This window comes from Planktothrix prolifica NIVA-CYA 540 (genome assembly GCF_963864145.1).
Lineage (GTDB): Bacteria > Cyanobacteriota > Cyanobacteriia > Cyanobacteriales > Microcoleaceae > Planktothrix > Planktothrix agardhii.
In genome coordinates this window covers 2,671,365-2,686,601 of the sequence record NZ_CAWLTW010000001.1, presented here as the reverse complement: position 1 = coordinate 2,686,601, position 15,237 = coordinate 2,671,365, and the positions used below count along the sequence as shown (strand labels likewise).

The window sequence follows — 15,237 nt, the reverse complement described above, 5'->3', positions numbered from 1 at the left end:
TTCCGGTCAGGCGACCCCCACCAACCTCCCCCTTACCAAAGGGGAGGCTACAGATATTTCTTCCCCCCTTACCAAGCAGGGACTAGAGGGGGGTGAAATTTCTGGTCAAGATGCTTTTGTTTTATATGACACCTACGGTTTCCCCCTAGAATTAACCCAAGAAATTGCCGAGGAAAATGGATTAACTGTTGATATTAAAGGCTTTGAAACGGCAATGGAAGAACAACGCCGCCGTTCTCAAGATGCCCATGAAACTATTGATTTAACCGTTCAAGGAAGTTTAGATCAATTAGCAGAACATATTCACCCCACGGAATTTTTAGGCTATACTTTATTAACATCTGATGTCAAAGTTGAAGCGGTTTTAGTGAATGGAAAACCTGTAGAAACAGCAGAAGCGGGAACAGAAATTCAAATAATTTTGAATAAAACCCCCTTCTATGCCGAGTCCGGGGGACAAATTGGCGATCGCGGTTATTTGAGTTATGGTGATACCGTAATTCAGATCGAAGATGTTAAAAAAGAATCCAATATTTTCATCCATTTTGGACGCATTGAACGGGGAATAGTTACCCCAGGAATGACATTAACCGCCCAAATTAATCGCGCCTGTCGTCGTCGCGCCCAAGCTAATCATACCGCAACCCATTTGTTACAATCAGCTTTAAAATTAATAGTAGATCCTTCTATTTCTCAAGCGGGTTCTTTAGTGGATTTTGAGCGTTTACGATTTGATTTTAATTCTCCCCGGGGGTTAACTTCTGAAGAACTTCAACAAATTGAAGATCAAGTTAATAGTTGGATCACCGAAGCACATCCGGCGGTTATTGCAGAAATGGCAATAGAAGCAGCTAAAGCTAAAGGCGCGATCGCTATGTTTGGAGAGAAATATTCTGATACTGTGCGGGTGGTCGATTATTCTGGGGTTTCGATGGAATTATGCGGGGGAATTCATGTTAGTAATACCGCCGAAATAGGTCTATTTAAGATTATTTCTGAAACGGGAATTGCATCAGGAATTCGACGCATAGAAGCGGTAGCAGGACAATCAGTTTTAGATTATTTGAAAGTACGGGATACGGTGGTTAAGGAATTAGGCGATCGCTTTAAAGCTAAACCCGAAGAACTTCCCGAACGTATTACTAATTTACAACAGGAGTTAAAAACCACTCAGAAACAATTAGAAGCCGTTAAAGCAGAATTAGCGATCGCCAAATCCGAACAATTATTAACCACTGCTGAAACCATTGGTGAGTTTAAATTAATTGTAGCAGAACTCGATGATGCGGATGCAGAATCATTAAAAACCGCCGCAGAAAGGCTACAACAAAAGTTAGGAGAAAGTGCTGTTGTTTTGGGTTCAGCTACAACAGATGGTAAGGTTAATTTTGTGGTGGCGTTCAGTAAAACTGTTAATAATAAAGGCTTACAAGCGGGTAAATTTATCGGTGGTATTGCCAAAATTTGTGGCGGTGGCGGTGGCGGACGTCCGAATTTAGCCCAAGCTGGCGGACGGGATGCAACGCAATTAAAAGTAGCGTTGGAAAGTGCAAAAACCCAGTTAGTTGATGGGTTGAAATAAGTTAACTTATACACACGGTAGAGACTTTATATGCAACGTCTCTACCGGGTGAAGGTGGGTTGAAACCGTCAAGGCAGTTAGGACAAAGACTAATGCTGAAATCCAGACTGTGAAGCCTTTTCTTACCTGTTCCCTGTTCCCTTCTATAAAATCTAGTAAAAGGAGATTGCTGTGTTAAAAAGTTATGAAGCAATTTATGAAAACGGTCAGGTGAAATGGTTATCAGAACAACCTCAAGTGATTTCAGCGCGTATTATTGTGACCGTGTTAGAAGAAACGAAAACACCCCCAAAGCGTCGGATTCCTTCAGCCTTGATAGCTGGTAAAGCCAAAACTTTAGGAGATATGATTAGCCCTATTATTGATGAAGAAGATTGGGAATGCCTGAAATAATTGTTCTCGATACTCACATTTGGTTGTGGTGGGTTAATCGGGAATTTGATCGCTTTTCTGACCAATGGCGAGACAAAATAGAAACCGCTAATCAGGTGGGGGTTTCTCCTGTATCTTGTTTTGAAATTGCACTAGCTCAAAAACGTGGCAGACTGCAATTATCATGTCCTGCAAAAGAGTGGTGTGAAGAAGCTTTGACCCCATCAGAGATCATGTTATTTCCTTTAACCCCTGAAATTGCCTCTCGCGCCGTCAATTTGTCACCGATTCATAAAGATCCTTTTGATCGAATTATTATAGCTACAGCGTTAGTTTATCAAGCAAATTTAGCCAGTATTGATAGTGTGTTCTCTCAATATTCGGAACTCGATACCTACTTGATGAAATAGCCGAGAAGTCACATAAAATTCTGCAATAACTCTAATACACAATTAACCATTCACCAAATCCCACAACGCATCAATACCTCTCCCAACAAATTCAGAATCTTCATGTTGTTGAATCCACTCCACCACCAACGGCTTAACTTGATCGGATTGCTTACCTAACTGGCCTAATGCCCATGCTGCATTCCAACGCACCCATTTATTATTCTCATTCAACAAAGCCAAAAGTAAAGCATCAATTACCCTATCGGAAGTATTGCCTAAGTTGCCTAATACTAATGCTGTTCTCCCACGAAACCAATCATTCTTATCCAACAAAGTCTCAAGCAAGGCATCAATTACCCTATCGGAAGTATTGCCTAAGTTGCCTAGTGCTAATGCTGTATTCTTACGCACCCATTTTTCCTGATTTAGTAAAACCTCAAGCAAGCCATCAATTACCTTTTCTGAAGCATTGCCTAAGTTGCCTAATGCCATTGCTGCATTTCCACGCACTACATTATTCTTATCCAACAAAGTCGCAAGCAAAGCATCAATTACCTTGTCTGAAGCATTGCCTAAGTTGCCTAATGCCCTTGCTGCATAGCGACGCACTTCATGATTCTCATCCGATAAAGCTTTAAGCAAAGCATCAATTACCTTTTCTGAAGCATTACCTAAGTTGCCTAATGCCTCTGCTGCATTTCTACTCAGCCGATTATTCTTATCCAATAAAGCTGCAAGCAAAGCATCAATTACCCTTTCTGAAGCATTGCCTAAGTTGCCTAATGCCATTGCTGCATTTCCACGCACTACATTATTCTTATCCAACAAAGCCACAAGCAAAGTATCAATTACCTTTTCTGAAGCATTACCTAAGTTGCCTAATGCCTCTGCTGCATTTCTACTCAGCCGATTATTCTTATCCAATAAAGCTGCAAGCAAAGCATCAATTACCTTTTCTGAAACATTACCTAAGTTGCCTAATGCCTCTACTGCATAAGCACGCACTGAATAATCGCTATCGGACAAAGCCTTAAGCAAAGCCTCTATCATTTGGTCTGAAGCATTCCCTAACTTGCCTAATGCCTCTGCTGCATTCCGACGCACCCCATTCTCACTATCGGACAACTGTTGAATTAACTCGTCAATAACTGTTTCCTTTTCCCCTAATTCGACTCGATACCTTAATAATGTATAGGAATTAATTTTGCTTGCCTGGGCTTTTAAAAGTTCCAAACATTGCGGAGCAAAATCTGTTTCATAGAGACTACAAAACACCTTCAAAAGCTGATTGCTTAAGTTATTTCCCGTCTTGTCACTAATTTCTAAACTAACTAACCGTTCTAAAATCTCTTGCACTAAACGACTATCCGCCACATTTAAACCTTTGGGATTTTCAGCTAAACAACTGCCAGCAAATAATAAATCTCGATGTAACCATTGTTCATACTCACTTTGATTATTCAAGATAACTTGAATCGCTTTTGCTGCTGATTTTTTCTGCTGTTGAGCTACCAATAATAACAAAACCTCCCGCCAGTGAGCATCATGAATATGGGTTTTAATAGCATCGAGAATAATCTCGAAATTATAGGAATCTTCCTCCATTTCCCGTTGTATTTTTTGAGCGCAGAGATATTCCTGAAAAGTTTTATGGACAAACGCATAACAATCTGTCCCTTGTTCATTCAGTAAGCCACTGCGATCGCGCACAAAATCAATAAAACGTTGGGCTTCCTTTTTGGCTTTAGTCAATTCAACCTGCTTTGTGTTTTTGATATAATTTGCCACAAACTTAATCAACTCATCTTTATCAATTAACGTCCCCTCTAATTCATTGCCTTCAATTCCGTCTTGATGGCTATGAATCCAAAACGCTAAATTTTGCATCAGATCTTCCCAATCATCATTTTTGAGATACTCTAATTTGTTATGATTTTTGAGTCGCTTATTAGTTGTATCCCAGGTTGTTAATAAAGTTTGTACTGCACAGTGATAAAGTTTATATCTTTCCTTGGGTAATTTATCTTGATAACGATGAATTAAAGCAATAATCGTTAACAATAAAGGATTCCGCGCTAGAACATGAAGGCGAGGATTATGCTCAAAGGCTTTTCTAATATCTTCCTTGCGGCGTTTAGCTTCTTCTGGATCTGGAGTGCGGCTATTATACCAATTCTCAATAAATGCGTTAATTTTAGGTTCATCAAACGGCTGTAACCAATAATGGGGAAACTCTTCAGCCCGAAAAAAGTCTCTGCGATACCCCGCCGGACGAGACGTAATCATTACCCGATTTTGGTCATATCTTCCCAGGAAATTCTCTATTTTTTGGACGAGTTCATGGCGTTTGCCTTCTTCAACAATTTCATCTAAACCATCTAAAAGAATTAAAGCTCTACCATCTTCTAGCCAATGTTCAAAAAATCCTCCGGGTAAAGATGGAACCACCAGAGATTTATGGCAAAATTGTTGATAATATTCTAAAATACTCAGATTTTCAAAGCGAACATAGTCCCGCATCCGAATCAAAATCGGGAGCCAATCAACTTCTGAATTTAAGCCTAATAATCCAGGTTGATTTTGAGCAATAATAACGGAAAAATAGCTTAATAAAGTAGTTTTTCCTGAACCGGGCGCACCCAAAAGCACAACCTTTTTAGCTTGATTTTTCGTTAATAAATCCTTAGCCGTAAATGGATTTCCCTCATAATTATCTGAAGCCATCCATTGACGTTGTTGTCGGGATAATTCCCCTTGGCGATTTCCCATATCTCCAAACTCTAAAAAATCAGCTTCCCTCAGACTTCCATAACGTTCTTTTTTCTCCTCTTTGACATCTTGCATCACAAAAATTTTAGCCAGCTTTTCGGATTTATCGTTTTCCTGTCCTTTAGCATCAATCCCCACAAACTTAACATCATCATACCAGCATACTAATTGTTTAAGATAAACAGCCTTAGCATATTTAAAGTTTAAATTGTCACCAATTTGTTTAAAATATTCTGTTTTAAATAGTTCTAACCAGGGTTTAATAAATTCTCGATTAATCCGATTATTTCTATCTGAATTATTATTGTTAACTGTTTCTTCAAAAGCAAAAACCAGTAAATCAAGATTAATTCCCTGATTAATTAGAGGTTTTTGCAATTCTTCTAAAACTTCTTTTCTCTGAAAATATTGATCTACAAATTTACGTTTAAACCGCTTATCACTCTGACCAAATAACTGATCACAGTGTTGATCTGCTACAGTAATCGCTACTTTTAGAGCTTTTTCAATCTCCTGGGGATTTAATTTACTGCAAATATTCTTTAGAATATGACTTGCGATTTTTACTGCTCCCCATTCTCCTAACCAGGGTGCAATTACCGTGCCTAAAGTTTCTAATAACATATAGCAATCCCAAATAGGCTGTAATAATTTTAGTTGAATTGTTAGCTTTTGCTTGAGTGCATTTTTCCACTATAGCAAGTCTAAATTAGTTCTACATCTGAATTCGATCAGCATATTTAGTTCCTAGTTTTAAATTGCATGGTTTATAATTATTACACAATATCGCTCTTGTGTCACTCTGAGGAGGGTAAAATGAAAGAAATATTTCCAATTGACTTCAATAAAAAGAACCCCCCTCAATATTGATTCAGGCGGGTTCATTCTTATTCCAAAAAAGCGAATAAAATTAAGGATTGGCGGCTTGGGCAGCTAGAATTTGTTTGAGTTTTTCTAATTCATTAGCCCAACGAGGATCGGGTTGGAAGGAATCATCACCGCTAGTTCTCGATGTAGAAGTTTGACCCCCGGAAGAATGCTTAGATTTTTTATTCCGGTTTTTACCACTACCGCCACTTTTAGGCATATTACCCGATGATTTAATCGGTTGTTGAACTGGCTGTTGCTGTTGTTGGGGTTGATCATCTTCCCCACCGTTTTCACCCTCACCAACACCGTCACCTTTTCCTTTTTTCCGAGGTAATGCTTTTTCTATTTTTAGAGCATTTTCTCTAAACATTACCCCATTATATTTCTCAACAATTTGATCCGCGACTTCATCAGTCTGCACCGTTACAAATCCAAAACCCCGACATTTGCCAGTTTTGCGATCGGTAATCACCTTAGCAGAAACGGTATCTCCTTCTTCTGCAAAGACATCTTGTAATTCTTTGCGTTCCAATTCTTTAGGAAGATTACCAATATAAAGACGAACGGACATAAGTAGAACCTCCAAGTTAAATGAAAAATAAGTAAACGAAATCATCCCCAACCTGTGTTGTTTAAAAACACAAGTTGAGGATCAACCCCCAAGCCATCAGCACTTGGGTTGGTTAAATTAAACTCAACAACCAACTTCATCTTAAAATTAAGATAAAGTCCTATTATTCTCTCCATGTTGAACTTATCATGTAGGAAAAGCGGGTTTGCTAGGTTGTCTTGTAAACTTTTTGCCATCTGTCAAAACTTAATGCTATAGAGTCTTGTTATCTCTGTGTTCAAAAATAGATTTAACTTCCTATAGCTAAAACCATATAAAGTTAACTCACCGGATGTTAACTTCCTGACTTTGCATTGCCAATAGTTGATTACAGCATTCAACAAAAATTGGATCACTTCTTTAAGTTGCTGCTTCGCCTCGTATCAGTCAGGCTATTGAATGGAACCTAGAACCTTTGCTATTGGGTTTTCCAGTACCGGATCATCATAAGACAATCCCTAGGATAGCACATCATGGAACATAGTTCTAGGGTTCTGCCAAGATTTTTGTATTTGATTTGGCAAACTTTCTGAACTTTCATCAACCGAGTAATCAGAATAACTCTATCCAAAAAGGAATAAGGTTGTTTTGACTCTTTGGTTAAAGAATGTATCACTAATCGGTCAAAAAAAGCAATCTTTCTGGATCAACTTCTTTTTACCAGCCTCCTTGAGATGCTAGATAAACCCCCGATAGGGTTAGAATAACGGCTAAAATCGTTGACCACAGGGGATGTCCGCCCCGTAATACCGTCCTAGAATCGGAGGTTTCTAAGGTTTCCACATCCACCCAAGGTATCGCCCCCCGTCGCCACCATCCCGTTACCTTAATATTTTGAGTGATTAATTCATGGGGATGACGAATTCTAGGCAAAAAATTGGTCAGGGGGGTTTTTTCGGGGAGATAATGGAGTTTGATAATTCCGCTTGGGGTTTGTAGGATTAAATCTTGAGCAAAGGTATTTCTTAAACCCCTTCGACCGAGGAGTTGACCCGTTAAACAAATCGGTTGACTATCAACGGGAATGGTCTGGGGGTTGACCACTAAATCTGATAAGTTAGGTTGATTTAAAATATTAGGGGGTTTGATTTCGGGGAAAAAGGGATTAATCCGAATCAAAATACCTAAACCACAACCAATGGTAATTGAAGCTGCCATAATCCAATAGTCTCCCCATAACCATTCTAATTGCCATAGTCCTAAAAGAGAACAAACTCCTCCCATTAACCAAATGATTCCCCCAATGATCATTCCGGCGGGAATACCAAAAAACGGTGCTCCTTGTAGTAATAATGGGGAATTGTTGGTGAGTAATTTGGGGGGTTTAGCTGGGGTAATATTCGATAGATCAAATTCGGGTTCTAATTTCCAATAATTCGCATAAAGACCGAGGATTTTTAAGCGTTCTCCGATTAGGGGATGGGATTGATTTAAGGTTAATTCGGGGGTGTAACAATTAGTTAAATCCCAGGTTAATAAAGAATTGATTGATCTGTAAGCTGTTAAACTACCAAAGGTTAAAGCTTGTTGATGATTAATCGGAATCAATCTATCGAAAGATTCTAAGATAAAGTTAGTTTGTCCTTGATTTTGAATAGTTTGGGATAATTTCATCGTTATTTTTAACAACGCACGACTTAAAGCATTAGGATTTCCAGTCAGGTTACAAGCAATGCGATCGCTATAATAAACTCGACGACGGGATAAATACAAGGAGGGAAATCTTAAAAGTTTATATAATCCATAACATAAAGGACAAATAAAAATAGCGATCGCATTCAAAATTTGATATAAAATACCTCGGATACTGGCTGGAATCGGAATATTAAGATTGGGTAATTTTTCGGTTAATTCTGCTAAATACCAATAAATTAAATAGGGAATTTGACTGACCAGGGTAGCAAAAGACATCACCGCGAAATCCCATTCCCCAATGGTGGCAATTTCCCTGGCAAAAATCACAGCAATTTCATCTTCTGTTAATTGGTCTAATAATCCTTGACTTACCACTATTCGGGCAAATCGTCGTAAACTTCCATAGGAAAAAATTACCGGATCATCAATGGGTAATAGTTTAATTTGAGGAACTTTAAATTTTTTCTTTTGACAATAATTTCTTAATAGTTTATTGGTTTCTTGACTCTGATTAAATAATGTGGTTAAAGGTAAAGGTTTTAATCCATAACTAAGTTTAAGTAGTCCATCCCATAACCAAGGAGAGAATAGAAATAAACCGAATATTGTGATATAAACTGTTTGAGTTGGGTTATAATAAAATAAAGGAATAGGTTGTACAATAGGTAGCCAAGATAAACCATCATTCGTGAGTTTCATTAATTCCTCTAATAAACGAGGAGTTAACCAAATAATTGCTAAAACAGTTAGGAAAAGTTCAGCAAACAATCGGGAAGTTTGCCAAATCCAACCTACAGCAAAAATAAATAAAATAATCAAAATAATTTGCCAAGGTTGACGGGATAATTGTTGCCAAGGATTTAAAATGGGTTGCCAAATCCAAATTTGATTTAAACTATTATTAATAAAAGCAAAAACAATCGGAATAAACCAAGTTAAACCGACAGCCATTAATAATTGTTCTAGTTTAAAAGGACTCGATTGTAATGGTTTAAGCTGTTGCCAATTCGTAGCTCGTCCCGCTTGTCGCCATTGCCATTCTTGAACTGGGGGAGGGGGAGGAGGTGAAATAATTTCCGGTTCTGAATTAATCGGAGAAACGGGAATTTTTGCTTTAGAATTTGGGGGGATTTTTTCGGTTTTTTTGAGATTTAAAGGCGTGGGTTGAGATAAAGAAGGATTCGGAGAATTTTTCGGAGGTGCTGGGGAAGAAAGTTTGGGAGTTTTAGCTAGAGTTGATTTAGCTTTTGTGGGTTGTAGATTAGGATTTAAGGGGATAAAACCCGTTTCTGAAATAGGGGGTAATTCTGAAGATTGAGGTTCAATATTAGGGTTAATATTTTGGGGTTTAGGGGGATTGCGTTTTAATAATTTTCTTAAATAATCCGTAGCCCAATTTTTAATATTTTCCTGCTGAGATTGAGTTAAACTCTGACATAAATTAATCGCTAATTTAGTATTTCCTGTGCGTTCATAGGCAATCACTAACCCCATTTGCGCCTTGAATTGACCCGAATCCTGAGATTGAGCAATAGGTTCTAAAAAAGCGATCGCCTGTTGATAATCCTTCTGTTTTAATGCAGCTAATCCCGATGCTAAATCCGATGAATTGGGGGGTAAATTGGAGGAAGACATAGGAGAAATTAAAAATTAAAACAAATTAACATTAACCGTTTCAGGGGAAATCCATACCCGGAAATCATAAAAATGATTGATTCGATCTCATCTAAAGGGTTAAAAATTGACGAAAAGCATAATAAATCCTATTGTACCCATTTTCTCGATTAAAATATCTTAAAATTCCTTTGATATAATATTTTGATCAACTTTATTCTAGGAAAAAAAATTAAACCTGACCTTTGATCCCCAGGAGATGATAAAATGGCTTGGCTCAAAATCAGCTATTATGGATACAAATTCCTTATTTCTAGCATTTCAATTTACCTCTCCCGGCCCCATCATCTTTGAAATTGGGCCGTTATCAATTCGGTGGTATGGCTTGTTAATTGCCTCGGCGGTCTTGATTGGAGTATCCTTATCTGGGTATCTTGCCAGTCGTCGCCAAATTGATCCCGAACTCATAGGAGATTTAGCGATTTGGTTAGTGATTGGGGCGATTCCTTTTGCTAGACTATATTATGTGGTATTTCAATGGGAAAGTTATGCCCAGAATCCCGGTAATATTATTGCAATTTGGAAGGGAGGAATTGCCATTCATGGAGCAATTATAGGCGGATTAATAGCGACTTTACTATTCGCTAAAATCAAACAAATTCCCTTTTGGCAATTAACCGATATAATTGCCCCTTCCTTGATTTTAGGTCAAGCTATCGGCAGATGGGGTAACTTTTTTAATTCTGAAGCCTTCGGAAGTCCAACGGACTTACCTTGGAAACTCTATATTCCGCCGGAGCGTCGCCCTGATGGCTTTGAATCCTACGAATATTTTCACCCGACTTTTTTGTATGAATCCCTGTGGAATTTAACTATATTTGCCCTATTAATTACCTTATTTTTAAAAGGTTTAAAAGGCAAATATCTTTTAAAACCAGGGACAATATTCTTGGTCTATTTATTGACCTATAGTAGTGGTAGAATTTGGATTGAAGGATTACGCACGGATAGTTTAATGTTGGGATCTTTAAAAATTGCTCAACTGGTCAGTTTAACGGGAATGATGTTAGGGTTATTCGGTTTAATTTGGTTATATGGATTGAAGCGAACCTTACCCGATATTGTACAGAAATCCCATCCCTCGGAATCCGAATAAAAAAGCCCTGACAATTGAGTCTAGGGCTTTAACCAGGGTGCATCTACCATTCTTGTCTTCTCGGTAAATCAATTCAGATCCGGAAAAAGTAAAAATCTAGCATCAATTTCAAGAAATTTAGAACCTTATGGAACCCGATATCGGATTACTCAAAGCTGCGGTTTATATTGTTGGGGCTGGCCCAGGTGATCCAGAGTTATTAACTGTGAAAGCTCAAAGATTATTAGCCTCGGCGGATGTGATTGTATTTGCCGATTCTTTGGTTCCTCAACAGATTTTAAAAGGGGTTAAAGCGGATGCAGAATTAGTTAAAACCTCTGATAAAACTTTAGAAGAAATTGTTCCTTTTATGATTGAACGAGTTCATAAAGGGTATTCTGTTGTTAGATTACATTCGGGTGATCCGAGTTTATATGGGGCTATTTATGAACAAATACAACAGTTAATAGAAGCAGAAATTGAGTTTGAAATTGTCCCTGGAATTAGTGCTTTTCAAGATGCAGCAGCCAAATTAAAAATAGAATTAACTGTCCCAGAATTAGTCCAAACGATTATTTTAACCAGGGTGAGTGGGAGAGCAACTGGTGTTCCTGCGGATGAGGAATTAGAAAGTTTAGCGGCTCATAAAGCCAGTTTATGTTTATATTTGAGTGCGCGTTATGTGGAAGAAACTCAGCAAAAGTTAATCAAATATTATCCCCCAGAAATGCCGATTGCTATTTGTTATCGTTTAGGATGGCCTGATGAGAAAATCCGGGTAGTTCCCTTAGAAAAAATGGCACAAGTGACCCAGGAAGAAAACTTAATTAGAACTACATTATATGTTATTAGTCCTGCGTTAGCAAAAACTCCCCATACTTCAACTTTAAGATCTAAATTATATAACCCGGAACATTCCCATTTATTCCGTCCCTAACCTGCTTTAACCTCGTTTCTAGGTTCTACCTAGAAACAAAAAAAAGAGGCTCTGCCTCTTTCCTAATATTAACCCCAAAATATGATTTAATATAGGAGTTTAGAGGAGGCAGAGCCTCCCTTTATAAATTCCCTGGTAGAACCAGGGAACTAGAGTAACTAGAGTAACTAGACTATACCTTCTTTTAATTATATGAATTTTAATCAAAAAAATATTATTATTACCGGAGGTTCGAGTGGAATTGGTAAAGCAACGGCTCAATTATTAGCAAGTTTAGGTGCAAATTTAACAATTATTGCTCGAAATCAAAAAACTCTCGACCAAGCTAAAATAGAAATTGAAGCAGTAAAATTATCTCAAAATCAGAAGGTTTTTACCCTTTCGGCTGATGTTTCTGTACGGGAAGAAGTGGAAAATATAATAGAAACAGCAATTAATCTTTTGGGGAGTGTGGATATTTTAATTCTCTCGGCGGGTATGGCATATCCTGGTTATTTTCAAGAACTTCCTATTGAAATATTTGAACAAACAATGGCTGTTAATTATTGGGGATCTCTGTATTGTATTCGAGAGATTTTACCTAAAATGATCGAGCAAAAACATGGTAAAATTATTATAATTTCATCGGCAGCGGGATTAATTGGGATTTATGGTTATACAACCTATAGTCCAACTAAATTTGCTTTAAGAGGGTTAGCAGAATCCTTGCGCGGGGAATTAAAACCCTTGGGAATACAAGTTTCTATTGTTTATCCTCCTGATACAAATACCCCGCAATTAATCGCTGAAAATAAAACCAAACCTTTAGAAACAAAAGCAATTACGGGAACTGTTAAACCTTGGGAACCAGAAGATATTGCTCAAGCAATTATTCGAGGAATTAATAAAAATAAATTTGCGATCGCTCCCGGGTTAGAAATGAAAATTTTAAATTATTTCCATAGTTTATTGTTTCCCTTATTAAATCGCTATTTTGATCGCCTAATTCAATCAATAAAAGGTTAAGAAAATGTTAAATGTCATTAAATTAAACATGGATTGGTCAATTCAAAAAAATAATCAATATAATTGTTGAATTAAATTGCTAAATTTGCTATAATTAATCCTAGATTGTTATTTGATCAATCAGATTAATCGCAGATATTGCTGAATATAGTCCCCTGTTTACAACTGTTAATTGAGGAGAGAAAATGATCAAACCTTTACACCACAGAACAAAAATTGTTGCGACTATTGGCCCTGCTAGTAAATCCCCAGAGATCATTCGTCAAATGGTGAATGCGGGAATGAATGTCGCCCGATTAAATTTTTCCCATGGTAGTTATGAAGATCATGCGGAAATGGTAGGATTGTTGCGGCAAGTTTCCAAAGAATGCAATGCCCCGATTACTTTATTACAAGATTTACAAGGCCCAAAAATTAGAATTGGTAAGCTACCATCGGAAGAAATAGAATTAGTTCAAGGAGAATTATTAACCTTAGTTCCCTTAGATAATTTTGACAATCAACCGAATACAGCCCCCATTGATTATCCCTATTTAGCAGAAGAAGCCGACCTCGGAGCGCAAGTTTTACTAGATGATGGATTATTAGAATTAAAAATAGAAGAAATTCAGGGAAATGCCGTTATATGTCGGGTGATTGAAGGGGGAATCCTAAAAAGTAGAAAAGGAGTTAATTTACCGAGTCTAATTTTGCGTCTTCCCTCCTTAACGGAAAAAGATCAACAGGATTTAGATTTTGGAATTTCCCAGGGTGTAGACTGGGTTTCTTTGAGTTTTGTTCGCCGTGCGGAGGATGTTCAAGCCTTAAAAGCATTATTAATTGAAAAGGGCGCATCGGATATTCCGGTCATGGCAAAAATTGAAAAACCTCAAGCGATCGCCAATTTAGAATCTATTATTAATGAATGTGATGGTTTAATGGTAGCACGGGGGGATTTAGGGGTAGAAATGAGTCCTGAGAAAGTGCCATTATTGCAAAAACAAATCATTCGGATGTGTAATCAAAAAGGGATTCCAGTGATTACTGCTACCCAAATGTTAGATAGTATGATTCACAGTGCACGTCCCACCCGTGCAGAAGCAAGTGATGTTGCGAATGCAATTATTGATGGTACGGATGCGGTCATGTTATCTGGAGAATCTGCTGTTGGTAAATTCCCGGTGAAAGCAGTACAAATGTTATCCAGAATTGCCAGTGATGTCGAACCGGAAATCGAGTTTAAAAATTATCCTCCGGTGATGTCCGATGAAACTCATGCTTTAAGTGAAGCTTTAAATACGATTGATAAAGTCTTGAATTTGCATTGTATTGTTGCTTATACCAGCACAGGATATACGGCTATTTTAGCAGCAGGAGAACGACCTAAAGTTCCCGTTATCGCCCTAACTCCCAATCTAAAGGTTTATCACCGTTTAAACTTAGTTTGGGGTGTTAAACCGATTTTATTAGAACATCAAGTGGACTCTTTTGAAGGATTAATTGATCTCGCCCAAACTAAATTACTAGAAGGGCCATTAGCTCAAATTGGGGATAAAATATTAATTATTGGAGGTGTTCCAACCAAGAAAGCAAAAGGCACAAATTTCTTGAAGATTCACACAATTGCCGATTAAGCTATTAACAAAACCGAAAAGTACGGATTGAAGATGATTACGCAGATTAACACAGATTAAAATCCGTGAAATCCTCTTAAATCCGCATCACGGATTAAACGGATTACGCAGATTAACACAGATTAAAATCCGTGAAATCCGTGAAATCCTCTTAAATCCGCATCACGGATTAAACGGATTACGCAGATTAACACAGATTAAAATCCGTGAAATCCCATTAAATCCGCATCACGGATTAAACGGATTACGCAGATTAACACAGATTAAAATCCGTGAAATCCGTGAAATCCTCTTAAATCCGCATCACGGATTAAACGGATTACGCAGATTAACACAGATTAAAATCCGTGAAATCCGTGAAATCCTCTTAAATCCGTGATCCCCATTCCCTATTATCGCTTTTTCGCTTCTTGAGGTGTAGATTGTCTGACTAACTCTAGGGTAGAACCAAAAATAAAACCCATTGCCGCCCCTGCTAGGGCATAAATCCGAGGCGCCCTCGACTGACTATAACCTAAGTCCAAGGCGGGGCCGATATTACAGCATTGATATTGTTTCTCGCTATATTTAGAAGCACCTAGTCCGGCAATTATACCGACTATCATCATCACCATTCCAGAAAAAACTACCAGTCGCATATTCATAATGACCTGCCTTGGATAACCCTAAATATAATTTGCTGCAATCATAGCCTTATATTCTA

General features: G+C 37.8%; 12 protein-coding genes. 7 read left to right on the top strand and 5 right to left on the bottom strand.

Going from position 1 to position 15,237, the window contains the following annotated elements; translation table 11 throughout:
* From alaS to AC559H_RS12245, 3 genes are all read left to right on the top strand, one after another.
* The coding region (gene alaS / locus AC559H_RS12255) for an alanine--tRNA ligase (RefSeq protein ID WP_071783043.1) at window positions 1-1,582 on the top strand (1,582 nt) is incomplete at its 5' end.
* 171 nt (window positions 1,583-1,753) lie between these two features.
* Window positions 1,754-1,975: a hypothetical protein gene (locus AC559H_RS12250; RefSeq protein WP_026785938.1), complete on the top strand. Its 222-nt coding sequence runs from the start codon at window positions 1,754-1,756 to the stop codon at window positions 1,973-1,975.
* Window positions 1,963-2,364, top strand: coding sequence for a type II toxin-antitoxin system VapC family toxin (locus tag AC559H_RS12245; RefSeq protein WP_026795683.1), 402 nt, complete (start codon window positions 1,963-1,965; stop codon window positions 2,362-2,364). Before AC559H_RS12250 ends, AC559H_RS12245 begins: the two co-directional genes overlap by 13 nt.
* Before the next feature lie 42 nt (window positions 2,365-2,406).
* Here the strand turns inward: AC559H_RS12245 and AC559H_RS12240 are convergent, their stop codons facing one another.
* The 4 genes from AC559H_RS12240 to AC559H_RS12225 form a co-directional block, all read right to left on the bottom strand.
* Window positions 2,407-5,739, bottom strand: a complete 3,333-nt coding sequence (locus AC559H_RS12240) for a HEAT repeat domain-containing protein (protein ID WP_036832557.1) — start codon at window positions 5,737-5,739, stop codon at window positions 2,407-2,409.
* A gap of 286 nt (window positions 5,740-6,025) precedes the next feature.
* Window positions 6,026-6,556, bottom strand: coding sequence for an RNA recognition motif domain-containing protein (locus tag AC559H_RS12235; protein ID WP_026785941.1), 531 nt, complete (start codon window positions 6,554-6,556; stop codon window positions 6,026-6,028).
* A gap of 41 nt (window positions 6,557-6,597) precedes the next feature.
* Window positions 6,598-6,792 carry a hypothetical protein gene (locus tag AC559H_RS12230; protein ID WP_026795684.1) on the bottom strand — a complete coding sequence of 65 codons (195 nt, stop codon included), beginning with the start codon at window positions 6,790-6,792 and terminating at the stop codon, window positions 6,598-6,600.
* Between the two features lie 460 nt (window positions 6,793-7,252).
* Window positions 7,253-9,865 (bottom strand): zinc metalloprotease HtpX, encoded by a 2,613-nt coding sequence (locus tag AC559H_RS12225; protein ID WP_051319608.1) that lies wholly within the window; start codon window positions 9,863-9,865, stop codon window positions 7,253-7,255.
* A 271-nt stretch (window positions 9,866-10,136) separates the two neighbouring features.
* Here AC559H_RS12225 and lgt point away from each other — a divergent pair, with 271 nt between their 5' ends.
* The 4 genes from lgt to pyk all read left to right on the top strand — a co-directional run bounded on the left by lgt (window position 10,137) and on the right by pyk (window position 14,534).
* Window positions 10,137-11,000 (top strand): prolipoprotein diacylglyceryl transferase, encoded by an 864-nt coding sequence (lgt, locus tag AC559H_RS12220; RefSeq protein WP_026785942.1) that lies wholly within the window; start codon window positions 10,137-10,139, stop codon window positions 10,998-11,000.
* Window positions 11,001-11,127: 127 nt separating this feature from the next.
* Window positions 11,128-11,916: a precorrin-4 C(11)-methyltransferase gene (gene cobM, locus AC559H_RS12215; protein ID WP_026795685.1), complete on the top strand. Its 789-nt coding sequence runs from the start codon at window positions 11,128-11,130 to the stop codon at window positions 11,914-11,916.
* 192 nt (window positions 11,917-12,108) lie between these two features.
* Complete coding sequence (locus AC559H_RS12210; protein ID WP_026795686.1) at window positions 12,109-12,921, top strand: SDR family oxidoreductase; 813 nt, start codon at window positions 12,109-12,111, stop codon at window positions 12,919-12,921.
* A 185-nt stretch (window positions 12,922-13,106) separates the two neighbouring features.
* Window positions 13,107-14,534, top strand: a complete 1,428-nt coding sequence (pyk, locus tag AC559H_RS12205) for a pyruvate kinase (RefSeq protein ID WP_330943331.1) — start codon at window positions 13,107-13,109, stop codon at window positions 14,532-14,534.
* Between the two features lie 392 nt (window positions 14,535-14,926).
* On the opposite strand, the gene AC559H_RS12200 is transcribed toward pyk, so the two are convergent.
* Window positions 14,927-15,178: a hypothetical protein gene (locus AC559H_RS12200; RefSeq protein ID WP_026795688.1), complete on the bottom strand. Its 252-nt coding sequence runs from the start codon at window positions 15,176-15,178 to the stop codon at window positions 14,927-14,929.
* Window positions 15,179-15,237: the final 59 nt, after the last annotated feature.